At 68.9% G+C, this 22,911-nt stretch carries 17 protein-coding genes; 2 read left to right on the top strand and 15 right to left on the bottom strand.

What is annotated here, in order from left to right; translation table 11 throughout:
- Positions 1-178 precede the first annotated feature (178 nt).
- From IE069_RS04920 to IE069_RS04875, 10 genes are all read right to left on the bottom strand, one after another.
- Positions 179-706 (bottom strand): DUF6318 family protein, encoded by a 528-nt coding sequence (locus tag IE069_RS04920; RefSeq protein ID WP_189348981.1) that lies wholly within the window; start codon positions 704-706, stop codon positions 179-181.
- A gap of 120 nt (positions 707-826) precedes the next feature.
- Positions 827-1,810 carry a hypothetical protein gene (locus IE069_RS04915; RefSeq protein ID WP_189348980.1) on the bottom strand — a complete coding sequence of 328 codons (984 nt, stop codon included), beginning with the start codon at positions 1,808-1,810 and terminating at the stop codon, positions 827-829.
- On the bottom strand, positions 1,807-2,430 hold the full coding sequence (locus tag IE069_RS04910) for a DUF6318 family protein (protein ID WP_189348979.1): 624 nt from the start codon (positions 2,428-2,430) through the stop codon (positions 1,807-1,809). Before IE069_RS04910 ends, IE069_RS04915 begins: the two co-directional genes overlap by 4 nt.
- A 105-nt stretch (positions 2,431-2,535) precedes the next feature.
- Positions 2,536-4,350 (bottom strand): hypothetical protein, encoded by a 1,815-nt coding sequence (locus IE069_RS04905; RefSeq protein ID WP_189348978.1) that lies wholly within the window; start codon positions 4,348-4,350, stop codon positions 2,536-2,538.
- 100 nt (positions 4,351-4,450) lie between these two features.
- A complete protein-coding gene (locus IE069_RS04900; RefSeq protein ID WP_189348977.1) occupies positions 4,451-4,957 on the bottom strand; it encodes an SRPBCC family protein in 507 nt (168 codons plus the stop codon).
- Between the two features lie 141 nt (positions 4,958-5,098).
- On the bottom strand, positions 5,099-6,211 hold the full coding sequence (locus IE069_RS04895; protein ID WP_189348976.1) for an NAD(P)/FAD-dependent oxidoreductase: 1,113 nt from the start codon (positions 6,209-6,211) through the stop codon (positions 5,099-5,101).
- Positions 6,196-7,266 carry a Gfo/Idh/MocA family protein gene (locus IE069_RS04890; RefSeq protein ID WP_189348975.1) on the bottom strand — a complete coding sequence of 357 codons (1,071 nt, stop codon included), beginning with the start codon at positions 7,264-7,266 and terminating at the stop codon, positions 6,196-6,198. The genes IE069_RS04895 and IE069_RS04890 overlap by 16 nt, the downstream gene beginning before the upstream one ends.
- Positions 7,266-8,039 (bottom strand): amino acid ABC transporter ATP-binding protein, encoded by a 774-nt coding sequence (locus IE069_RS04885; protein ID WP_189348974.1) that lies wholly within the window; start codon positions 8,037-8,039, stop codon positions 7,266-7,268. The genes IE069_RS04890 and IE069_RS04885 overlap by 1 nt, the downstream gene beginning before the upstream one ends.
- Positions 8,036-8,818 carry an amino acid ABC transporter permease gene (locus IE069_RS04880; protein WP_189348973.1) on the bottom strand — a complete coding sequence of 261 codons (783 nt, stop codon included), beginning with the start codon at positions 8,816-8,818 and terminating at the stop codon, positions 8,036-8,038. Before IE069_RS04880 ends, IE069_RS04885 begins: the two co-directional genes overlap by 4 nt.
- A 5-nt stretch (positions 8,819-8,823) precedes the next feature.
- Entirely contained in the window at positions 8,824-9,642 is an 819-nt protein-coding gene (locus IE069_RS04875) for an ABC transporter substrate-binding protein (RefSeq protein ID WP_189348972.1), read from the bottom strand.
- Positions 9,643-9,793: 151 nt separating this feature from the next.
- On the opposite strand from IE069_RS04875, the gene IE069_RS04870 reads away from it, so the two are divergent.
- The gene (locus IE069_RS04870) at positions 9,794-10,900 is read left to right on the top strand and encodes a LacI family DNA-binding transcriptional regulator (RefSeq protein WP_189348971.1); all 1,107 of its coding nucleotides are present in this window, start codon (positions 9,794-9,796) and stop codon (positions 10,898-10,900) included.
- Between the two features lie 373 nt (positions 10,901-11,273).
- Positions 11,274-14,576, top strand: a complete 3,303-nt coding sequence (locus IE069_RS04865; protein WP_229790952.1) for a 3-keto-alpha-glucoside-1,2-lyase-like domain-containing protein — start codon at positions 11,274-11,276, stop codon at positions 14,574-14,576.
- A gap of 455 nt (positions 14,577-15,031) precedes the next feature.
- On the opposite strand, the gene hrpB is transcribed toward IE069_RS04865, so the two are convergent.
- The 5 genes from hrpB to pdhA all read right to left on the bottom strand — a co-directional run bounded on the left by hrpB (position 15,032) and on the right by pdhA (position 22,747).
- The gene (gene hrpB, locus IE069_RS04860; RefSeq protein WP_229790951.1) at positions 15,032-17,686 is read right to left on the bottom strand and encodes an ATP-dependent helicase HrpB; all 2,655 of its coding nucleotides are present in this window, start codon (positions 17,684-17,686) and stop codon (positions 15,032-15,034) included.
- 18 nt (positions 17,687-17,704) lie between these two features.
- Positions 17,705-18,325: a TetR family transcriptional regulator gene (locus IE069_RS04855; protein ID WP_189348969.1), complete on the bottom strand. Its 621-nt coding sequence runs from the start codon at positions 18,323-18,325 to the stop codon at positions 17,705-17,707.
- 605 nt (positions 18,326-18,930) lie between these two features.
- A complete protein-coding gene (locus IE069_RS04850) occupies positions 18,931-20,433 on the bottom strand; it encodes a dihydrolipoamide acetyltransferase family protein (RefSeq protein ID WP_189348968.1) in 1,503 nt (500 codons plus the stop codon).
- Between the two features lie 2 nt (positions 20,434-20,435).
- Positions 20,436-21,539, bottom strand: coding sequence for an alpha-ketoacid dehydrogenase subunit beta (locus IE069_RS04845; protein WP_189348967.1), 1,104 nt, complete (start codon positions 21,537-21,539; stop codon positions 20,436-20,438).
- Positions 21,536-22,747, bottom strand: coding sequence for a pyruvate dehydrogenase (acetyl-transferring) E1 component subunit alpha (gene pdhA / locus IE069_RS04840; protein WP_189348966.1), 1,212 nt, complete (start codon positions 22,745-22,747; stop codon positions 21,536-21,538). Before pdhA ends, IE069_RS04845 begins: the two co-directional genes overlap by 4 nt.
- Positions 22,748-22,911 lie beyond the last annotated feature (164 nt).

Genomic DNA, 22,911 nt, shown 5'->3' with positions numbered 1-22,911 from the left:
CGAGCATCTCAGGCGGCCGGTAAGACCTGAGGCCCAACTGACCGGCCCTCATGAAAAATCGAGGTTAAAGATCCCTTACATAGGCGACATCTAACCATCGGAATTTATGTCGCTGCTAAGGGAACTGCTGCAGAAGTATTTGCAAGCGAACAACTCCTCACTGAGTGCGAAACCTCAGTTACTTGCTCCCATCAGCCAGATCAATCAGAGCAGCGGTCCAACCAGTAGCGTCTTCATGGAAGGCGAAAAACTCGTAGTCGTAATCCCCTGGCGTAAACGTATACCCCTCAAGAAGTTCACCGTCTGTTGAGTACGCCGCGCCGCGTGTCTGCCGAAGCGTGAAGAACGAGTGATAGGCACCGCCGCCCGTCGGCTGCAGATTCTTACCGAAATCACTTGGGATCAGCTCACCTCCAACAACCCAGCCGCCGGCACCGTAAATCTCATCGATTCCCTGCTGGTGCTGAAGGCAGTACCCACATCGAGAGTCCGAGACCTCGAGCATGAACTCCGTGTCTCCGGTCGCCACCGCATAGTTCCTGGCTTCGAACCAGTACTCGATGAAGGCCTCGAAACCGGCCCCCGAAAACTCCGTGGCCAGCTCCGGCATCTGCGGCTTGTCCAGATTCTCCGCAGGAGAAGAGCTGGTGGCCGGCTTCGGAATCGGCGACACCGGGGCGCTGCTGGTCGGTGCCGCCGACGTCACGGCCGACGATTTCGAGAGCTCAGCCGTCGGCCCCGAACACCCAGCCAGCAAGAGAGCAAGGGTCGCGCATGCTGCGACTGATGCAGATCGAACGTGCTTCACTGGCGAGCCGCCTTTCGCTTATTCTTTCTCCCACGGCGGGGTCTTCAGGAAGGGCGATTCGCAGGCCCAACCTTCCGGACGTTCGATGCAGTCAGCGGAGACGTTGCGCGTCTCCCGCTTCCAAATGCTGTTGACCTTGGGATCGCTGGGCACCGACGCGACGCCGGAAATCGGGATCCAGCCTGAGTCGCCATGCCTGAACTCGCCGGTGTAGACGGTGGTGAGATTGACCTCGAAGTTGCCGGTCTCCTCGTAGATGTTGTCCGTGTAGGTCCGGTACTCGTAGGGGTCGGCTCCCTCGGGGCGGGGGCCTCCGGCGTGCTGGGTTGTCCGATGGTGCCCATCGCCGTACGTCCACTGGTACTCGAGCGGCGTGGCCCTGACCTCGACGGGCGTCCCCAGCACCGTTGTTTCCAAGACGTGTGTGCTGCTGCCGGCCCACTGGTTGACCCGCTGCCCGATCATTGCGATCCCGTACTCCTCGTGTCCGTCCACCGGTGACTCGAACACGATCTCCGAGGACGGGATCGGCAGGGTACGGAATTCTTCAGTCGTCACAGTGATGACGTCCTCAGGCACTGCACTATCGACAATCAGCGGAGAATCGTCGGCCAGGCACACCGTTTGGGTCGTCAGCTCGCCGTCTGGATTGTCACGAGTGTGGCGACGGACTTGGTAATACGTTTCTCCCGCGTCCTCATCGCACCGACTGTTGGCGCGCCCAAAACAAAAATCAGCTACTTCGTCCAGCATCGTCGCCTTGCCACGGCAGTAAGGATCGTAGGTCTCCCAAACCTCGGCCGCGTCTTGGATCGGCACAGTCTCGTCTTGACCAGCCTGATTCGAATCTCCGTCACCCACGGTATTCGTGTGAACATTGTCAGCGCCGACATCGACGTGCTTTCCATCGTCTCCGATGCTGGACGTCGGCGGATCTCCCTCACCAGGCGAAAACGGCAGTAGTGCACCAACGGCCAGAAAGGCCGCCATGACCATTTTCATTGATCTTCGACCTTCTCGATGATCGCAGCGCTCCAGCCCGCCTCGTCATCAAAGTAAGTGAGGAAGTCGTATTCAATCGAGAGTTCCTCAAAGCCGTGATCAGGATCGACTGAACCGTCTTCCAAATACACGCCCCCGTCCGCCTGCTGCAAGACGATTCCCGCGTGGAAATAGTCTTCGACGGGTCTCATATTCGTTATAAAGTCTTTAGGGGTCAGTTCTCCGCCCTGCGCCCAGCCGCCATCATCATAGATGTCGTGCGCTACGAAACTGCGTACACGGCAGAATCGGCACCCGTCATCAGAGACTTCATCCAATAGCGTTGTGTCACCCGTAGCCATCGCATAGTTCTGGGCTTCGAACCAGTACTCGACGAAGGCCTCATAGCCGGCCGCCGAGAATTCACTTGCCAGCTCCGGCTTCTCCGGCTTCTCCAGGTTCTCCGCCGGCGACGTGCTGGTCGCCGGCTTCGGGGTCGGCGAGGCCGGAGCGCTGCTGGTCGGCGCCGCCGAGGAGGGGGTCGGCGATTCCGAGGGCTCCGCCGTCGTACCCGAACATCCGGCCAGCGCCAACGCGACGAGACCGGCGACCACAACGTTTGCAGGACGGAACTGTTTCACTGACGACTGCCTCTCGTATGCCCCAACTCACTCTCAGCAATCGAGCCTAACGGGTTCGTCCACCGACCGCATTAGTTATCCACAGGTATGACAGTTGCCTGGGCGCTACACCGTCGTCTTGTCGTGGACCACGACCTCGTGCAGCTCGATGGTCCCGTCCGGCTTCTTCCAGTAGTGGATCCGGCGGGCCGACGGCGCATTCACCTCGACCGACGCCCGGAAGCACTTGGACCCGTCCGCGCGCTCCATCTGCGGGTCGTCCCCGCCGTCGCCCGTGCGCAGCGCGTGCACCTGCCGGCTCGGGATCTTCTGCGCGCGCCCCGTCAGGATGTCCACCAGCGCCTTGAGCGCCTTGCCCTGCGTGTCCGGCTGCAGCGCCACGAACGAATCCGCGAACTTCGGCCCCACGTCGTAGTGGTCCGGCAGCGGGAAGTGCGGCTTCTCCGCCGCGTCCACCCGGCTGACCCACTCCACGTACACCTCATGCCGCAGGGCGTCCTCCACCGTCAGGAAATCGTCCACGGCCAGGCCGCGACGCGTCGGATGCTGCGCCTTCGCGCCCTTCGCCCGCCGCCGGATGTCCCGCACCTGCTGCTTGTGCCGGTCCACCTCCTCGCGGAGCCGCGCGATCTCCGCCTGCTGCTCCCGCAACTGCTCCCGCAGCCCCGAATCCTTCCCTCCCGACGGCCCGACCAGCCCGCGCTGGGCGCCGGCCAGCAGCGCCTTCAGCGGCGCGACCTCACGCAGCAGCTCCCCCATCGCGCCCGTCAGCTCGCCCAACTGCTCCGCATCGATCCCGGCCTGCGGCACGACGCGGGCCGGCTGCCCCGCTGCGTCCGTCGCCGCCGCCGTGCGGTCGGCGGGGGCGCCCGCCACTGGCGGGGCGGGCGCCTCGGCCGCGTCGACGGCGTCCGCCCCGTCCTCCGGCTCGCTGGGCACCTCGGGTGCCGACTCCGCATCGGCGGGGGCGCCGTCGTCGTACCGTTTGGGCGGGAGATTCCGCCCGTAGACCAGCCAGGGGGCGCCGCCCGCGATGAGGCTGGGGCACGCGTGGATGGGGTCGTCGTCCCCGACATCATGCAGGCAGAGGCGCTGCTTGCCCTTCTTGCTGATGAGGCGGGCCGGGACCACCTCGCCGACCGTGAGCATGTCCGTCAGGCTGTCGTGCTCGTTGCTCGTGACGTCGTTGCGGCTCACACGGATGCCGTCGCCGGGCAGGGGCTCGAGGTAGGCGTAGTCGTCGCGGACCTTCTTCACCAGCGCCAGGACCACGTCCCCGTACGAGTAGACGTCCATGATCTGCTGCTTGAGCAGCGAATGGCGCAGGTCCAGGCCGGCGTCCGTGAGCGTCCCGGCGACCTCGAGCTGCTCGGGCAGGTACCAGTCCAGCCGGACGCCGGGGACCAGCGAATCGTGGCGGACCGGGGTGACGGTGCCGTCCTCGAGGAGCACGTAGGCGATCTCGCCCGAGTCGTGCACGCCGACCACCGTGCCGGAGACCTCCGCCTCCGCCGCGGCCAGTGCCGCCCGCTGGTGGTCGCGGCGCAGCATCGGCATCCCGTGGACCAGGTTGATCAGGTCCTGGGTGCGCTGGCCGACCAGGTCCGCACGCTCGGCCAGGATCGGGACCGACGGGTGGGTGTGGGAGTAGCCGAGCAGGTCCCCGGGGTAGACGCGGCCAGCGTTGCCGTAGACGGCGTCGCCCGGTGGAAGGTTCTCCTCGAGCTCATAGGTGGTGCGGCCGTTCTCGACGATCACGATCTCGGCCGAGCCGCCGACCTGGCGGGCCACCTCGTCCGCGTCCAGATATAGGTGCGGGCGGTACTTGTCGCGGGAGATGACCACCAGGTGGCGGGGGCGCTTGTGCTTGATCCGCTCCGCGAGTTCGCTGCCCGTGCCGGACCAATGCTCCACTGTCATGCCAAGTCACCCCTAGCGCGATTCGCAAACCTTGTGGTCAAGAAGTATGTCGTACGAACCTGAGTGCGAGGCGAGGGCCGCGTCAAGACAGCCGGCAGGGTCAGGGGTTCTTGTCCAGGAGGCCGTCGATCTGCGCGATCGAGTCCCTGAGCCCGTCCTCGAGCCCCATCTCCGCGAGTTCGCTGAACTGCTCGCGCGATTCGAAGGCCGTGACCAAACGCATGCGCGTGCCGGGCCGGCCCGCGCGCAGCTCGACAGCGTCGATCGAGACGGTGTTGCGGGTGGAACCCAGCTCGCCGCTCGGCTCGCCGTCCTCGCCGGAGAACCCGTCCTCGAACTTCAAGAGGTGCGGCGGCTCGATCTCCGTGATGTGCCACCAGCCGCCGGCCTTCTCGCCCTTGGGGCCGGTCATGTAGTAGCGGCCGTCGCCGCCGACAGCGAACTCGTGCCGCGTGATGGTGGCCGGCCACGTCGGCGGGCCCCACCAGCTCTCCAGCTGACGTGGATCTGCCCAGAGCTGCCAGATGCGCTCCGGTTCCGCAGGGAACTCGGCCGTCACAGTGAACGTCAGCGCTTCCAGGTCGGTGAAGACACTGGTGATCGGCATGATTCCGCCCTCCTGTCAGCGGCCGAACCGGGAAATGCCGCGTGATAAGAGCGTACGGCGCAGCCGGGCAACGGTAAAGGGCCCGACCGGCCGCGACCCGCATTCACACGGGATGCACAGTCGGTCGGGCCCAGGTGCGGATCAGGCGAAGCGCTCGGGGCGGAACGCCTCCAGCATCGGGTGTTTGGCGCCGGTCGCGAGCTCGTCTGCGATGAGCTCGCCGGCCAGCAGCCCGAGCGTCGCACCGGAGTGCGTGAACGCCGCATAGCAGCCCGGGACGGCCTCGAGCTCGCCGAAGACCGGTTCGCCGTCACCCGGGATGGGCTTCTTCCCGATCTTCCAGGACGCGGCGGAGAGTTCCTCCACGCCATCTAGCAGCTTGGCGGCCTCCGCCATGAGCTCGGCGACGACCTCCTCGGGGATCTCGTAGCCGGACTCCCCTTCGACGATCGCGTCCTCGTACCAGTCGTGGTCCACCGCCACCGTGCCGCCCGGGTTCGGCCGGATGGCCGCGCGCGGAGTGTTCATGACCGTGGCCACCGGCTTCGCCAGCGGCTCCGAGACCGCGACCATCGACAGCGGCGACGCGTCGCCGATCATCACGCCCAGCGGTGCCACGACCTCGGGCGTCTGGGGCCCGCAGGCCACCACGACGGCGTCGCCGGCGATCGTCCTCCCGTCGGCGGTCCTGACCCCGACAGCGCGCCCGTCCTCCACGACGACCTCGCACCTGCCGGCCCCCGTGGTCACCTCTCCGCCGGCCGCCGTGAACTCCGTAAGCAGGTGCTCGATCAGGTGCGGCAGCGAGACCCAGCCCTCGCCGGGGTTGAAGACGCCGTCGGCAACCATGGCGGACGGGTCCACATCGCCGGTGTGAGCCTCGACCGTTTCGCGGGTGACGAGGTGGGAATCGTAGCCGTGCCGGGCCTCGTAGGCGTGCCGCGACCGTGCGGCCCCGGAGTCGTCCGCCGACGGCCAGTACAGGGCGCCGTCGAACTGCAGCCAATCGCGGGTGGGGTCCGCCGCGAACAGCGTGCGGTAGCGGTCGATGCCGGCCATGCGCAGATCGTGGTACGGCTTGGAGCGCTCGCCCGCGGAGTTGAGCCAGGACAGGGAGCGGCCCGACGCTCCCGAACCGGGTTCGGCATCGGTCACGAGCTGGACGCCCACCCCGCGTCGGACCAGGTGGGTCGCGGCGGAGACGCCGATGATCCCGCCGCCCAGGACGACGGCCGTGTTCACCTTGTGGGACATGTTGCTTCCTTTCGCTGCGACCGTGAGCGGCCGTGGATTCGTTCGATGATCTCCAGCGCGGCGATCGCGTCGCGCGGGTCGACGGGGACGGGCCCGCCGCTTTCCAGATGGTCGCCGAGCAGGCGGTAGAACTCGCTGTAGGCGCCGCGTTCCGCCTGTACGGCGGTGGAGCCGTCGGGAGTCGTCAGCGTGCCCCAGTACTCCTCGGGTTCGCGCCCGAGCCCGTCGTCGGCGGGCCGCAGCCCCGCGATGAGCTGGGGCTCCTGCCGGTCGAGCCCGTACTTGGTGTAGGTGGCGTTGGTGCCGAGAACGTGGAACCGCGGCCCCGGCGCCACGGAGACGGAGTTCATCGTGAGCCGACTGCTCACGCCGGAGGCGTGACGCAGGAGCACGACGGCGTCGTCGTCGGCATCCGCGTCCGGTGACGCGAGGTGCCGGGTCGCCTCCCCGTGCACCGACTCGACGGGGCCGAACAGGTGCACGGCCTGGTCGATCAGGTGCGGGCCGAGGTCGTACAGGATTCCGCCGCCGTCGGCTACGTCCGTGCGCCCCTTCCAATCGCGCATCCCGCCCGGCTTCCACCATTCGAAGCGGGACTCGAAGACCAGCGGGTCGCCGAGTTCGCCGGCGTCGAGCAGCCGCTTCACGGTCAGCAGGTCCGCGTCCCACCGCCGGTTCTGGAAGACCGTCAGGGTCACGCCGGCGGCCTCGGCCAGGCGCACCAGCTCCTCGCCGTCGCTGGACCGGATGACGAAGGGCTTGTCCACCACCACGTGCAGTCCGGCGTCGATCGCCGCTGCTGCGAGGTCGACATGCGTGCCGGGAGGCGTGCCGACGACCACCAGGTCGAGGTCCGCGGCGCGGGCCAGCGCGGCCTCCGGTGTCTCGACGACCTCCGCCTGCGGGTACTCGCTGCGCGCGGCCGCGGCCCGGTCGGCGTTCGAGGTCGCGATCACCGCGATGTCGAACCGGGGATCGGCGGCGAGGAACGGCGCGTGGAAGATCCGGCCCGATGTCCCGAAGCCGAGCACGGCCGTCCTGATGGGCGCGGGCATCACAGCACCTCCGAGAGGAACGTCTGCAGTCGGTCCGACTGCGGGTCGTCGAAGATCTGCTCCGGGGTGCCGGCCTCCACGACCTCGCCCTCGTCCATGAAGACCACCTGGTCGGCGACCTTGCGGGCGAAGCCCATCTCGTGGGTCACGACCACCATGGTCATCCCGCGCTCGCACAGCTCCGCCATGAGACGCAGCACGCCCTTCACGAGCTCCGGGTCCAGGGACGAGGTGGCCTCGTCGAAGAGCATGACCTCGGGGTGCATCGCCAGGGCACGGGCGATCGCCACGCGCTGCTGCTGGCCGCCGGAGAGATCGCGCGGGCGGTGGTCCATCCGCTCGCCCAGCCCGACCTCGCGCAGCCGGTCCTCCGCGAGCCCGTGGGCCGCCGATTTCGACTGCCCCTTGACCCTCCACGGCGCAAGCGCCACGTTCTCCAAGGCGGTGTGGTCGGGGAACAGGTTGAAATGCTGGAAGACCATCCCGATGCGCAGCCGCAAATCGTCCGGCTTGTCGTTCAAGACGGATCGGCCGGCGAGGCACACGTCGCCGCTCTTCGGCTCGTGCAGCCGGTTGATGCCGCGCAGCAGCGTGGACTTTCCCGAGCCGGACGGGCCGATCACGCACGTCGTCGTGCCCGGTGCGACCGTCAGCGAGACGTTGCGCACCACCTCGACGTCGCCGTAGGCGAGCGTCAGGTCCTGCAGTTCGAGGCTGGACCCCTCGTAGACGACCTCGCCGGCCGCCGTCGTCCTGGTGTCGGTTCTGCTCATCGTGCTGCACCTGCCGTTTCTGTGGACTCGAGTTCCGTGACTTCCTTCAGCCCGCTGGTGGGCCCGGTCGGCTTGCGGCGGCCGTTGCGGAATTTGTGGTCGAAGTAGTTGACCAGGTGCGTCAGCGGCACCGTGATCACCAGGTAGAACATGCCGGCCAGCACCAGCGGCGAGAGGTTGCCGGTCAGGACGGCCGCGTCCTGGCCCACGCGGAACAGCTCGCGCTCGCCCACCATGAGGCCGAGGAAGTAGACCAGCGACGACGCCTTGACGATCGAGATGAACTGGTTGACCAGGGCCGGCAGGACGCGCCGGACGCCCTGCGGGATGACGACCAGGGCCATCGCTTTGCCGTAGCTCATGCCCAGCGCCCGGCAGGCCTCCAGTTGGCCCTTCTCGACGCTCTGGATGCCGGAGCGGAAGATCTCGCCGATGTAGGCGCTGGAGATCAGGCTGAGGGCCAGGATGCCGAGGGGGTACGGCGACGGGCCGAATAACTCGGCGCTGATCCGGTAGAAGCCCTGACCGATGAGCAGGATCGTCAGGATCTCCGGCAGGCCGCGGAAAATATCCGTGTAGACGCGCGCCGGTGTCCGGATCCAGCGCAGGGGCGAAATCCCCATGACGGCCAGCACCATGCCGGCCACGATCCCGATGATGGTCGCGGCGATGGACAGGACGATCGTGTTGACGAGGCCGGTCCCCAGCAGGTGTGGGAAGACCTCCGCCATGGCCTCGAAATCGAGGAAGGTCTGGGACAGGTTCTCGAAGAAATCCATGTCGGCTACTCCTGTTCAGCGCTCGGCAGGTACTGCTCGGGCATCGGCGAGCCCGGGAACCACTTCTCGTAGAGCTCCTTCCAGGTCCCGTCCTCCATCGCCGCGTGCAGCGCCTCCGTGAGGTCCTCGCGGAGCTTGACGTTGTCCTGGGCGACCGCGAACCCGGCCGGGGCGTCGAAGGACGGGATGTCGGCTGCCGAGACGTGGCCGTACTGCTCCATGTAGTCCTTGGCGGCCTCGTAGTCGAGGAAGTGCGCGTCGACGGACCCGCTGTTCATCCCGCTGACCGCGGTGTTGTTGTCCGGGAAGCGGACGATGTCCGCCTCGGTGAAGTTCTTCACGGCGTAGGCCTCCTGCAACGAGCCCTGCACGACGCCGATGCGGCGGCCGGCGAGATCCTCGACGGAGCCGACGCCGGAGTCCTCCGGCGTCAGGACGGTGAGGTAGCCGGCCAGGTAGCCGTCGGTGAAGGCGACCGTCTGCTCGCGCTCTTCGGTGATGCCGATCGCAGCGGCGCCGACGTCGAACTGCCCGTTGGCGACACCGGGCAGGATCGCGGCGAAGTCCTGGCCGGTGAAGGCGACGTCGTCGATGCCGATGCGGCCGGCGACGTCGGTGAAGAGTTCGACGTCGAACCCGGTGAACTTCCCGCTGGCGTCCGTGTAGGTGTACGGCTTGGCGTCGCCGATGCTGGCGACGCGGATACTCCCCGGCTCGATGAGGCCGTACGGGTTCTCCTGCTCGGGTTCGGCACTGGCGGAGCATCCGGCCAGGAACGACGCGGCTATCGCGGCGGCGCCGAGGGAGGCCAGCGTGCGAGTCATGAGGTTCTTCTTCACGGTGCGATCCAATCTGCTGCTGATTGTTGAGTCCGGTCTCACCCTTGCGAATATTGAGTGAGTCCGGTCTCATTGGGTTGTGAAGTAAGCTACAGTCGAACCAAGACGGCAGTCAAGGGGTCGGAGAATAAATTTCATGAGCGAATCACGGACACAGCGCCCGGCGACGGTCGCCGACGTCGCACGCACCGCCAAGGTCTCGAAGGCGCAGGCCGCGCGCGCACTGGGTGGATACGGCGCCGTCAGCGAGCCGGTGCGCACCAAGGTCCTCGCCGCTGCCGAACAGCTGAGCTACCGGCCGAACGCGCTGGCGCGCAGCATGAACACGGGGCGGTCGCAGACCATCGGCGTCGTCATCGGCGACGTGGAGAACCCCTTCTTCGGGCTGGCCACGCGGGGCCTGTCCGACACCCTGCGGCAGAACGGCTACGACGTCGTGCTGGCCAACACCGGCGAGCGCGTCGACGTCGAACAGGACGCCGTCCGCGTCATGCTGGACAAGCGGGTAGACGGCCTGGTCGTCTCACCTGCCAGCTCGCTGCACGTGGACCACCTCTCCGGCGTCCTCGCCTCGGGGCGCCCCATGGTCTTCCTAGACCGCAGCATCCCGCGTCTCGGCGTGGACTCGGTGGAGGTCGACCTCCGCGGCCTCGCCCGGCAGGCGACCCGCGAGCTGATCGAGCTGGGTCACCGGCGCATCGGCTTCCTCTCCGCCGTCGATGCACCGTCGGATACGTACTCGCCGGACATCGAGCTCTCCAATTCGTCCGTCGCCGAGCGGCTGGCGGGCATTGTCGAAGCATGCGGAGAGGCCTCGATCGAGGTGGACCCGGCCTGGATCCGACTGAACCTCCCGACCCCCGATTCGATCAGCGCCGCGACCCGCGCGATGGCCTCCCTCGAAAATGCGCCGACGGCCGTCATCGCCTCCGACAGCATGGTGGGCCTCGAGGTCCTCACCACCCTCCGGGCCGACGCCGTGCGCGTACCGGACGAGGTCTCGTTCCTGATGTTCGACGACATGCCGTGGTCGTCGCTGATCGACCCGCCCATCACGGTCATCTCCCAGCCGGCCTACGACATGGGCGTCCTGGCGGCGCAGACGCTGCTCGCACGCCTGGGGAACCCGCAGATCGAGGCCGCGCGACACGTCCTCGAAGGCCGAGTGGTCCACCGCGAGTCGGTGGCGCGCGTTCCAGTGCCCCGGCCGGCCGGAACTCAGGGCGCCGCGTCCACCACCTGAACCGCGGAGTTCCCGCCCATCGAGTCAGCTCACCCATCCTGCAGTCGCGTTGATGGGATGAGGAACCGGCTCACTCAATTCGCAGTCGTCCTGGTTTTGTCGATCCCCGTCACATCAGAATTTCCCGAGATCGTCGCTCTCATGCCATTGGAGCACGCCCCGGCAGGCCTTTCACGCCCTCTTGCGACACCAGACCTCCGTCGATTTGCCGCAAACGCCCACTATTCAAACGCTAACTAGACACCTTTTGATTGACAGAAATCATAAGTCGCTCTTAGTGTGGCCTACGTCACCCACACCTGAATAGAGAGAGTCCTCCATGCATCGATGTAACTCGAGACCGGCACGGCTGCTCGTCGCCGGGATGACAGCAATGGCCCTATCGGCTGCCGGATTGGCGTCGGCTGCCGTGCCCGCGCTCGGGGTATCGCCTGCCGCGGTCGGACAGACGACCGCAGACGAACCGCCGCAGGAACCCGGCATCACCCTCCGCACCTTCGACCTGCAACAATCCCTCGAGGCACTGTGCACGCTCAAGAGCGGCCAGACGCCCAATGTGGACAAGCTCATGCCCACTGTCGACTGGAGCACGGCCGGGGACTTCGGCCTCGAGGACAACTTCCTGACGCATGCAGTGGGAACGCTCCACGCCCCCGTCGCCGGCGAATACACCATGCGCCTCACGAGCGATGACGGTTCGCGCCTGTCCATCGACGGTTCCGTGGTCGTGGATCATGACGGGTTGCACGGTGAATCATCGAAGGAGGCCACTGTCACCCTGACGGAGGGGCCGCACGAACTGTTCATCGAGCACCTCGAAGCCGGAGGCGGCCAGGCGCTGCGACTCGAATGGATGGTGCCCGGCACGGATTCATTCGTTCTCGTACCCACCGAGGCCCTGTCGACGGAGGCGGGCGTCGTCCGCGTGACGGCACCCGGCACCAAGTACTGCGAAGGCTCCGATGACACCGCGGGCGATGGGCTCGGGCTCGATGCGGTACACCCTTCATTCGAACTCATGGACCTCCGCCCGGAGGGCTTCGAGCCGATGGTGTCCGGCATGGACTGGACCGAGGACGGGGACCTCGCCGTCCTGACGTCGGGTTCCGTCAGTCCTGTGGGCTGGGTCGAGGATCCGGAACCCGGTGAGATCTTCCTGCTCGACAACGCCACCGGCGATACCGACCCGGCGGACATCACCCCCACCAAGGTCGCCACCGATCTGTTCAATCCGATGGGCATCGCCGTCATCGACGATTCGATCTTCGTCTCGGAACGCGATGGCCTGATCGAGCTCACGGACCCGGACGGGGACGGATTCTACGATGACCGTTCGACGCTGGCGGAATGGCCCTTCGGAGAAACGTTCCACGAGTTCGCGTTCGGTCTGCTCCACGACGAGGAGTCCTTCTACGTCAACCTCTCCGTAGCAATAGACTTCGGAGGAGCGACGTCGAATCCGCAGCCCGCGTCCGACCGCGGCACGGCCATCAAGATCGACCGCGAGTCCGGCGAGATCGAGTATGTCGCGGGCGGGCTCCGCACTCCCAACGGAATGGTGTTCGGACCCGACGGGGAGCTCTTCGCCATGGACAACCAGGGCGGGTGGCTGCCCAGTTCCAAGCTCGTCCACGTCGAGGAGGGGCGGTTCTTCAACCACTTCACGACGCCGGCCGGACCCTTCGACGACCAGCCCGTCACCGCTCCGGCGCTCTGGATCCCGCAGAACGACATCGGCAATTCGCCAAGCGAGCCCGTCCTGCTGGAAGAGGGAACGTACACGGGGCAGATGCTCTTCGGAGACGTGACCTACGGCGGCTTGCAGCGAGCTGCCCTCGAGAAAGTCGAAGGGGAGTACCAGGGCGCGGTCTTCCGATTCTCGGCCGGGCTCGAAGCAGGCGTCAACGCAACGTCGATCGGGCCTGACGGGTCCATCTACGTGGGCGGCATCGGGGAGGCCGGCAACTGGAGCGAATCCGGCAAACTGCGGTACGGCCTGCAGAAGCTGGCCCCGACGGATGCCGAGACCTTCGACTTCCTGGACATGAGGGTCCTCGAAGACGGATTCGAGCTGGAGTACACGCAGCCGTTGTCCGACGAGACCGTGCAGAAGATCGCCACAGACGCGGCTGATGCATTCCAGGCAACGCAGTGGAGGTACGTACCGACCCAGCAGTACGGAGGCCCCCGGGTCGACGAGGAGAAGGTGTTCATCACGGACGCCGAAGTCTCTGCGGACCGCAAGAAGGTGCGGGTGACGATGGATGGCCTCAAGCCGGACCGCGTCGTCCACCTCCGTTCACCGCGTTCGTTCACCGACGTCGACGGGCGCGAACTGTGGAACACCGAGGCCTGGTACACGCTCAATGAAATCCCCGGATACGTGTCACCCGCCGATCAGGGTTACCACGAGGCCGAGGAATCCGTCCTGACCGGATCCGCAGGAATCGCGGCCGAGCACAACGGCTATTCGGGTACCGGTTTCATCGCCGGCATTCAGTCCGTCGGCGCGGGCGCCTCCTTCGAGGTGGAAGTCGAGAAGGCGGGCTCGCACCCGGTCAACCTCCGGTACGCCAATGGCCCGCATCCGGTTGAGGGGACGAAGTCGATGTCCCTCTACGTCAATGGCGAGAAGGTCGGCCCGTGGGAGTTGCCGAGCACCGGCGATTGGAAGACGTGGGATGTTGCGACACGCAACGTCGACCTCCAGAAGGGGACGAACACCATCGCCGTGCGGTATGACGACGGCGATGACGGCAACGTGAATCTCGATGTCCTCTCGATGGGAGAGCAGTCCGATCTCTGCACCCCTGTCGAACCCGACGAAGGGTACACCGCCCTCTTCGACGGCACCCTTGCATCGTTCGCCGATTGGAGCCTTGCGGGCGCCGGCTCATTCGGCCGGTACGAGGACTGCTCATTGAGGACATCGGGAGGCATGGGCCTGCTCTGGCACACGGCCGAGGAGTTCGACTCCTACAGCCTCAAACTCGACTGGAAGTTGACCAAGGACGACAACGGCGGAGTGTTCCTCGGGTTCCCGGACCCCGGAAACGATCCCTGGGTCGCAGTCAATGAGGGCTACGAGGTTCAAATCGATGCCAGCGATGAGCCGGACCGCACAACAGGAGCGGTATACACGTTCCAGGGCGCGGACGAAGCAGCCGTGGAGGAAGCGCTCCTGCCGGTCCCGGAGTGGAACTCGTACGACATCCAAGTCGACGGGGAGCAGATTCGGATTCATCTCAATGGCGTGCTGGTGAACGACTTCACGAGTACGGATCCCGAACGTGATCTGGCAGGGTTCATCGGCATTCAGAATCACGGTGCAGGTGAAACCGTTTCCTACCGGAACATCCAGGTCAAACCCCTCGGGGAAGAGGAGCCTGCAGGTGAAGAGGCGGTCCTCGATGTCCAAGTCGCACCGCCGATCGTCAAGAGCGGCAAGGACACCAGGGTCACCGTTCGGCTGGCCAGCGAAGCCGAGACTCCGACGGGCGCAGTGGAAGCAACCCTGGGAGATCAGACGGTTTCTGCCGACGTCGTTCGGGGACGCGCGGTGCTCATTGTGCCGACCGACGATCTGGCAGCAGGCAGTCATGACATAGCCGTCGAGTACCTGGGAGACGAGACCCATGCAGCAGGATCTGCCACAGGGGAGGTGACCGTCCGCTAACGCGACTCGAGTCCTGCGCCAAGACGAAGCGCGCAGTGAAGGCGATTGCCGCCCCTCCGATGCGGAGGGGCGGCAATCGCCTTTTCCCGCGCCCGTCCCAGCACGACGGCCGCGTTGACGGGGTGCGGCCCCGCCTCCGGAAACCGCGATTTCTGCCGACTGGATCCCGCCCGAGTCGGTGGCGCACTGGCTGTCAGGGTTCTCGAGTCGTCGCATATCGCTGCACGGGTCCCTCGAGTAGTCAACCAGTGCTGCGCCGCCGTCTCCAGTCGTCAGCCAGTGCTCTCGAATCGCGAATATCCGCGCTCAGTAACGACTCGCGCGGGAAAATCTCGCCCAGCGACGACTCGCGCACGGACGGACCGGTCTACATCGCCCGGACCAGCCTGCACAGCACGAACTCGTCTTCCCAGCGCAGACCGCCCGCGGCACGGCCAGCCCCCTCAGTCCCCGGGCTACATCCGGTTCTTGGTGCGCCCCGTCGCCGGCGCCGTCCAGGGATCCTCCGGCCACGGGTGCTTCGGGTAGCGCCCCCGCATCTCGGCGCGCACCTGCGCATACGGCCCCGACCAGAACGAGGCTAGGTCGCCCGTCACCGCCAGCGGCCGGCCCGCCGGCGAGAGCAGGTGGAAGAGCACGGGCACGCGCCCGTCGACCAGCGCGGGCGTCTCCGCCCAGCCGAAGCACTCCTGCAGCTTCACCGCGACGACCGGGTGATCGCCCGCAGGGGGCTCACCTGCATCGGGATCCTCAGCACCCTCGCCTTCGACCTGCGGGTACTGCACCCGCGCCGTGTTCCCGCTGGGCACGCGCATCCGCTCTGGTGCGAGCTCGTCGAACCGGGACGCCGCCGGCCACGGCAGCAGGCGTCGCAGCGGGTCGGTCAGGTCGATCCTCCGGGCGTCGGCCCCGCCGGCCAGCCGGTCGATCTCCGGGGCGAGCCACTCGTCGAGCCGCTCCAGCAGGGCCTCCTCCCCCACGTCCGGCCACGGGTCCCCGAGCACGCCGTGCAGCAGGCCCATCCGCCGGCGCAGGGCATCGGCCGCGTCGGAGAACCCGATGACGTCGAGCCCCTCGGCCCGCAGCGCCCGCGCCACGGCCCCGCGGGCCTGCTTTCGGTCCGCCTTCACGGGCGTCGACTCGAGCCGGATCGCGCCCAGCCGGCGTTCGCGCCTCGCCCGCACCCGGCCGCCGTCGAATCCGGCCTCGACCCGGTCGGTGAGCAGGTGGGCGCCGGCGTCCAGGGCCACGTCCTCGGCGATCGGCGCAGCCGCCCGCAGCAGCGCCCGGCTGCCCTGGCGCGCGACCTCGGCGGCGGCGAGCCACTCGTGCCCGGACAGCGCGCTGCCCGGCGCGAGCTGCGCGCGCGTGCCGGAGGCCAGCAGGTACTCGTTCTCGCCGACGCGGCGCGCGATCCACTCCGGGTTCGCCAGCGCCGCCACCCGGCCGGTCTCGTCCCCGCCGGCGGCGCGCCCCGGCTTCTCGGGTACGACGTCGGCGGCGAGCCGGACGAGGCGCCGCACCTCGTCGTCCCAGCGCTTGCGCTCGGGGCCGCGCGAACCGCGCAGGCCGGACAGCGCCCGGGCCAGGTCGCCGCCGGCCGGGCCGATCCCGTAAGCGCGCAGGTCCCCCGCCAGCAGCGCGACCACCTCGGCCGCGGCCCGCAGGCCGACCCGCCCGGCGCCGTCGAACAGGGCGCGTGCCAGGCGCGGGTCGGCCGGGACGGAGGCCAGGCGACGGCCCTCATCGGTAGCGTGCCCGGCCTCGTCGAGGGCGCCGAGTCCGCGCAGCACGAGCTCGGCCTCGCCCAGCGCGGGGGCCGGGGGCGCGTCCGGCAGCGGCAGGTCCCGGCCGCCGGGCGACCCCCAGCAGGCCAGGGTCAGCACGGCCTGCGTCAGGTCGGCCGTCTGGATCTCCGGGGTGATGTAGGCGGGCGCGGCGGCGAAGGTCTTCTCGTCGAAGCAGCGCACCACGGTGCCCGGCCCCTGCCGGGCCGCGCGGCCCGCGCGCTGCTCGCAGGCGGCCCGCGACGCGGAGACCGTGACGAGCCCGCTCATGCCGCGGGCGTCGCGCCGCGGCTCGCGCGAGAGACCGGAATCGATGACGAGCCGCACTCCGGGAACGGTCAGCGAGGATTCGGCCAGCGCGGTCGAGACGACGATGCGCGGGCGGTCCCCGGGGCCGCGGCCGGAGACGGCGCGGTCCTGCTCGGCCGGCGGCAGCTGCCCGTGCAGGGCCAGGATCTCGGCGTCAGGGGCCCGCCGCTCCAACGCGGAGACGACGTGGGAGACCTCGCGGGCGCCGGGCACGAACACCAGCGCGTCGACGCCCGGATCCGCCGCCAGGGCCTCGGCGTGGGCGCCGGCCGCGGTGGCGGCCACGTGGTCCAGGAAGTCGCGGCGCACGCCGCGCTCGTCCAGGCGGTGGCCGGCGCCGGACGGTCCGCGGGAGGCACGGGCCGCCGGTGCCGACGGCATCGGCGCCCAGCGGACCTCGAGCGGGTGCAGCACCGAGGGCGAGTCGACCACGGGGGCCGGGGCGCCGTCGTCGTACCGGCCCAGCAGCGACGCGAAGCGGGGCGCGTCCACGGTCGCGGACATGGCGACGACCCGCAGGTCGCCGTCGGCGCCGCCGCGCAGGGCGTGCACGTCGGCGAGGATGCCGAGCAGCAGGTCGGTCTCGAGGGCGCGTTCGTGCACCTCGTCCATCACGACGGCGGAGACCGACTCGAGGCCCGGGTCCGCCAGCAGGCGGCGCAGCAGGATGCCTGCGGTGACGAACTCGATGCGGGTGGACGCGCTGGTGCGGGACTCGCCGCGGACGCTGTAGCCCGCCAGCTCGCCGACGCGCGTCCCCGTCAGGTGGGCCAGGCGGCGGGCCGCGGCCCGGGCGGCGACCCGGCGCGGCTGGGTGACGACGACGCGGCCCGGGGCGCCGTCGGCTGCCGCCAGCTCGGCCACGAGCGGGGGCACCAGGGTGGTCTTGCCCGTGCCCGGCGGCGCCTGGACGACCGCGCGGGAGGCCGGCCCGGACAGCGCCGAGCGCAGTTCGGCCAGGGACCGCGCGAAGGCGAGTCCCCGGCCGATGTGCTGCAGGTCGAAGCCCTGCACGACGTCTCCGATGCTGCGCTAGAGGATGACGCCGATGGCGTCCTCGAGGTACGGCGCCGGGTCGGCGTCGTCGGAGAGCGCCCACAGGACCCATGCGGAGTGGATCACGGAGATGATCGCGGCGCCCAGGTAGGCGGCGCGCGGCTGCTCGACGCCCGAGCGCTGCAGGTACTCCGAGATGATGCGGCCGCGATCGGACAGGAAGCTGTAGCCGTAGCCGGCGAGCTCGCGGTGCTGGTCCGTCAGGCGCAGGCGGATGCGTGTGACCTCGGCGTCCACGTCCTCGGAGCCGGCCCGGGCGTACTCGCGGAGCGTGTCGAATGCCGACTCGGTGTCCTTGGCCTTCTTGCCCTCGAGCATGGCGGTGGCCTTGGAGCCGACGGGGAGGTTGCCGCCCCAGACGAGGTCGGCCTTCGAGGCGAAGTAGCGGTAGAGGCTCTTGCGGCCGATGCCGGCCGCCTTGGCGACCTGCTCCATGGTCACGGCGTCGTAGCCGAACTCGTCGAACAGGCGCAGCGCGCAGGCTGCCGTCGCATCCGGGTCGATGACGGCGGGGCGGCCGACGTTGCGACGAGGCTTGCCGTCTTTGCGATCGCGGTCCGGGGAGAGGATTGCAAATGGCTTGATGCGGTCTGCCATGTGGGGTGTGTCCCTTCTTGATCTCGCCTCGCGCAGTGCGGAAGCCGCGAGGACTGCAGGTGAAGAGTCGACCGGATTCCGCGCGGACGCGCAATTGACGACTCCCGTTCCTCAAGAGTCGCGATCCCCCGACGTCCCTGTGAGTGTCATTATTGTGCACATTCTGGAGCGTTCGACACAAGCCGGAATCGCACAACGTGTCTTAACGTTACCGTTATGTAACATCGAATTTCACCCGCCCACCTGAATCGTGATAGTGATCCGCGTCACCAGCCCCTCGCCGTGTGCCTCGTAGTGCGGACCCGCGCGATCCCGGCCCGTCACCGGCACTTCACCGGCGCCGCCGCCGCGCCGCCCACAGTGGCCGGCGGCTTCAGCCGGCGCGCGGGGTCCCGCCCCGGGCCTCGGCGCGGTCCGGCGCCGGACGGCGTACTTGCGCGAGTCTTGAGGATTGCGCGGCGCTCGAGGCGGCTGCGGCGGGAGCCCGGGACACAGCAGGAGCCCGGCAGGAGCCCGGGACACAGCAGGAGCCCGGCCGCATCCGCACTGGATTCGACCGGGCTCCTCCGTGGCGCTCCCCCTGGCTCGGGTCGCCGCGCGTGCTCCTAGAGATCCGCCAGAACCGACCCCGGGTTCTCGATCGCGTCGGCAACGTAGCGCAGGAAGCCGCCGGCCACCCCGCCGTCGCACACGCGGTGGTCGAAGGCCAGCGTCAACTCGGTGACCTTGCGGACCGCCAGCTCGCCGTCCACGACCCACGGCTTGTCGATGATCCGGCCCACCCCGAGGATCGCGGCCTCCGGGTAGTTGATGATCGCGGCCGATCCGTCGACGCCGAAGACGCCGTAGTTGTTCAGGGTGAACGTGCCGCGCGTCAGCTCGGTCGGCGTGCACTTGCCGTCGCGGGCGCGGCCCGTCAGCTCCCGCACCTGCGCGTCGAGCTCGCGGGCGCTCAGCGCCTCGGCGCGCTCGATGCTCGGCACCACGAGCCCGCGGTCGGTCTGGGCGGCGAAACCGAGGTTCACGCCGTCGAACCGGACCAGCTCCTGGCCGCCTTCGACGTTCTCCACCCGGGCGTTGAGCTCCGGGTACTTGGCCAGGCCGGCCACCGCGAAGCGCGCGATGAACGCGAGCAGCCCGGGCGCGCCGGCCGGAGCCGACTTCAGCGAGGCGCGCAGCTCGAGCAGCGCCGTCGCGTCCACGTCGACCCACACGGTCGCCTCGGGGATCTCGGTGCGCGAGCGCGTCATCGCGGCCGCGATCGTCTTGCGCACCCCCTTGACCGGGATCCGCTCGGCGATGCCCAGCCCGGTCCGCGCGTCGGCCTCGCCGGATGCCGCACCGGAGTGCGCGGCGGCGGTGCCCGGCACGACGGCGGGGCGCCCCGCCGTCGTCTCCTCTGAGGGCGCCTGCCCGTCGGCGGCCGCGATGGCCGCCTCGACGTCGGCGCGCAGGACCAGGCCGTCGCCGCCGGTGCCGCGCAGGGAGGCGACGCTGAGGCCGTGATAGCGGGCGAGGCGGCGCACGATCGGGTTGATGACGCGCGGGGCGAGACCCGGCTCCGCGTCCGCGGCGGCCACGGGCTCGGCCGGTTCCACGCCCGCCGGCAGGGGGCGCGGGTCGACCGGGTCGCGGTAGGTCTTGGGCATCCGGCGGCGGCCCTTGGCCCCGGCGCCACCCGGGGTGCCGTAGCCGATCAGGACGTTGCCGGACCCGGAGTCGGCCTCCTCCTCGGCCGGCCCCCCGGCCTCGGCGGCCGCCGCCGGGGACGCGCCAGCGCGCTCCTCCTCGCGGTAGGACTGGGCGGCGGCCGGCGCCTCGTTCGGAGCCTCGGGCGCCTGGGCCGCGGGCGCCTGCACGCTCGAGCCCTCGGGCAGCACGGCGATGAGCGGCTTGCCCACCTCCAGGGTCTCGCCCGGCGTCCCGAAGAGCTCCTGGACCACACCGGCGAACGGGCACGGGACCTCGACCGACGACTTCGCGGTCTCGACCTCGGCGATCGGCTGGTCGACGCGCACGGTGTCGCCGACCGCGACGTGCCAGCTGAGCAGGTCGGCCTCGGTCAGGCCCTCCCCCAGGTCGGGGAGCAGAAAGGTCTTGACGGACATGTTCAGGCCTCCCACTGCAGTTCGTCGACGGTGTCGAGGATCCGGTCCACGCTCGGCAGGAAGAACTCCTCGAGCTTCGGGGCCGGGAACGGCACGTCGAATCCGGTCACGCGGAGCACGGGCGCGGCCAGCGAGTGGAAGCACCGCTCCTGGATGCGGGCCACGAGCTCGCTCGCGACCGAGGCGAAGCCGGGCGTCTCCGCCACGACGACGGCCCGTCCGGTCTTGCGCACCGAGGCGGCGACCGTGGCGTCGTCGAGCGGGACGATGGTGCGCAGGTCGACGACCTCGATGCTGCGCCCCTCCTCCGCCGCGGCCTCGGCGGCGGCCATGGCGGTCGAGACCGACGGCCCGTAGGCCACGAGGGTCGCGTCCGTGCCCTCGCGGGCGATCACGGCCTTGCCTTCGGAGCGCGAGGCGGGCGCGCCGCCGTCGTACTCCGCGCGCAGCGCGTCGAGATCGAACCGGTCCTTGGACCAGTACAGCTTCTTCGGCTCGAAGAACACCACCGGGTCGTCCGAGTCGATCGCCTCGCGCAGCATGCGGTAGGCGTCCGCGACCGTCGCCGGCGCGTAGACCTTCAGGCCCGGGGTGTGGGCGTAGTAGGACTCGGAGGAGTCGCAGTGGTGCTCGACGCCGCCGATGCCGCCGGCGTACGGGATGCGGATGACGATCGGCATCTTCAGGGCGCCGCGCGTGCGGTTGTGCATCTTGGCGATGTGGCTGAAGATCTGCTCGAGCGCCGGGTAGGCGAAGGCGTCGAACTGCATCTCGACCACCGGGCGCATCCCGTTCATCGCCATGCCCGCGGCCATGCCGGCGATGCCGGACTCGGCCAGCGGGGTGTCGAAGCAGCGGTGCTCGCCGAAGCGGTCCGTCAGGCCGTCGGTGATGCGGAAGACGCCGCCGAGCGTGCCGATGTCCTCGCCGAACAGCACGACGTCGTCGCTCGCCTCCAGCGCGTCGGCCAGGGCCGTGTTCAGGGCCTTGGCGAACGTCACCGGCTGCGGCTGCGAGGCCTCGGCGTTCTCGGCGGCGCGCTCGGTCGCGCGGGCGGTGGCCGCGCTGACGTTCCCGTTGGCGTCGGAAGAGGTCGTGACGGTCATCGGGTGGCCTCCGTATCGGTTGCGGCGTCGCGGGCCAGCTCGTCGACGAGGCGGGCGCGCTGTTCGTTCAGCTGGGTGGTCGGCTCGGTGAAGACGAACCGGAACAGGTCCTCGGGGTCCGGGGCGACGTCCTCGTTCATCCCGTCGCGCAGGCGGGTGGCCATGGCCTCGGCGGCCTCGGAGATCCGGGCCTCCGCCGCGTCGTCGAGCACCGACTCGCTCTGCAGGTAGGCGCGCATGCGGGTGACCGGGTCCTTGGCCATCCACTCCTGCACCTCGGCGTCCTGGCGGTACCGGGTGGCGTCGTCGGCGTTGGTGTGCGCCTGCATGCGGTACGTGTGGGCCTCGACCAGCAGCGGGCCGTGGCCGTCGCGGGCCAGGCGGACGGCGCGGCGCAGTACGGCCAGCAGGGCCACCAGGTCGTTGCCGTCGACGCGTTCGCCGGCCATGCCGTAGCCGACCGCCTTGTGCGCCAGCGACGGGGCCGCCGTCTGGTGCGCCAGTGGGACCGAGATCGCGTACTGGTTGTTCTGGACGAAAAAGATCACCGGGAGCTTGAACACCGCGGCGAAGTTCAGGGCCTCGTGGAAGTCGCCCTCGCTGGTGGCGCCGTCGCCGCACATCGCCAAGACAACGGTGTCCTCGCCGCGCAGCTTGGCGGCGTGCGCGACGCCTACACCGTGCAGCAGCTGGGTGGTCAGCGGGGTGGACTGGATGCCGACCTTGTACTTCTTGGGGTCGTAGCCGCCGTGCCAGTCGCCGCGGAAGAGCGTCATGGTCTCGACGGGGTCGATGCCCTTGGTCATCACGGCGACGGAGTCGCGGTAGGTCGGGAACATCCAGTCGTCCTCGCCGAGACAGAGGGCCGCTGCCACCTGGCAGGCCTCCTGGCCGTGGCTCGACGGGTAGACCGCCATCCGGCCCTGCCGGACGAGCGCCGAGTTCTGGTCGTTGACCCGGCGGCCGACGACGAGCGCCTCGTAGGCGGCGAGCAGGTCGTCGCCCTCGGGCAGCGGGTACTCGTGGCCCGGGGCGGTGCCCTGCTCGGCCACGGGCCGGATGGCGCCGGTCTCGTCGAGGATCCGGATGGAGCCGTCCGTCGGGAGCAGGTAGTCCTCGACCGAGATCCCGAACTTGCGGGCCGTCTCGTCGAGATAGGCGGCGCGTTCCTCCTCGCGGGCCTCGGCGCCGATCGGTGGCGTTCCCATGTCATCTCCTTCGCTGGCTTGAATGCAATCGAGCCGGCGGGCATGACGCAGGCCACACCGCACGGCGTTCTTGCGATCAAGTATGCGCTCAAGCCACCACTTTGTATCCGGTTTCCGGCCCAAGTTCAGAAGATTGGATACAGGGAAGGTATTCTTGGAGACAG

The sequence above is a fragment of the Zhihengliuella salsuginis genome (genome assembly GCF_014651715.1).
GTDB classification, from domain to species: domain Bacteria; phylum Actinomycetota; class Actinomycetes; order Actinomycetales; family Micrococcaceae; genus Zhihengliuella; species Zhihengliuella salsuginis.
This window is presented reverse-complemented; position numbering and strand designations above follow the sequence as displayed.

Excerpts from the sequence above, each read along its gene's own strand:
- IE069_RS04915 (WP_189348980.1), bottom strand. The coding sequence starts at position 1,810 with ATGAAAATGGTCATGGCGGCCTTTCTGGCCGTTGGTGCACTACTGCCG.
- IE069_RS04905 (WP_189348978.1), bottom strand. The coding sequence starts at position 4,350 with ATGACAGTGGAGCATTGGTCCGGCACGGGCAGCGAACTCGCGGAGCGG.
- IE069_RS04900 (WP_189348977.1), bottom strand. The coding sequence starts at position 4,957 with ATGCCGATCACCAGTGTCTTCACCGACCTGGAAGCGCTGACGTTCACT.
- IE069_RS04895 (WP_189348976.1), bottom strand. The coding sequence starts at position 6,211 with ATGTCCCACAAGGTGAACACGGCCGTCGTCCTGGGCGGCGGGATCATC.
- IE069_RS04890 (WP_189348975.1), bottom strand. The coding sequence starts at position 7,266 with ATGCCCGCGCCCATCAGGACGGCCGTGCTCGGCTTCGGGACATCGGGC.
- IE069_RS04885 (WP_189348974.1), bottom strand. The coding sequence starts at position 8,039 with ATGAGCAGAACCGACACCAGGACGACGGCGGCCGGCGAGGTCGTCTAC.
- IE069_RS04880 (WP_189348973.1), bottom strand. The coding sequence starts at position 8,818 with ATGGATTTCTTCGAGAACCTGTCCCAGACCTTCCTCGATTTCGAGGCC.
- IE069_RS04875 (WP_189348972.1), bottom strand. The coding sequence starts at position 9,642 with ATGACTCGCACGCTGGCCTCCCTCGGCGCCGCCGCGATAGCCGCGTCG.
- IE069_RS04870 (WP_189348971.1), top strand. The coding sequence starts at position 9,794 with ATGAGCGAATCACGGACACAGCGCCCGGCGACGGTCGCCGACGTCGCA.
- IE069_RS04865 (WP_229790952.1), top strand. The coding sequence starts at position 11,274 with ATGGCCCTATCGGCTGCCGGATTGGCGTCGGCTGCCGTGCCCGCGCTC.
- IE069_RS04855 (WP_189348969.1), bottom strand. The coding sequence starts at position 18,325 with ATGGCAGACCGCATCAAGCCATTTGCAATCCTCTCCCCGGACCGCGAT.
- IE069_RS04850 (WP_189348968.1), bottom strand. The coding sequence starts at position 20,433 with ATGTCCGTCAAGACCTTTCTGCTCCCCGACCTGGGGGAGGGCCTGACC.
- IE069_RS04845 (WP_189348967.1), bottom strand. The coding sequence starts at position 21,539 with ATGACCGTCACGACCTCTTCCGACGCCAACGGGAACGTCAGCGCGGCC.
- pdhA (WP_189348966.1), bottom strand. The coding sequence starts at position 22,747 with ATGGGAACGCCACCGATCGGCGCCGAGGCCCGCGAGGAGGAACGCGCC.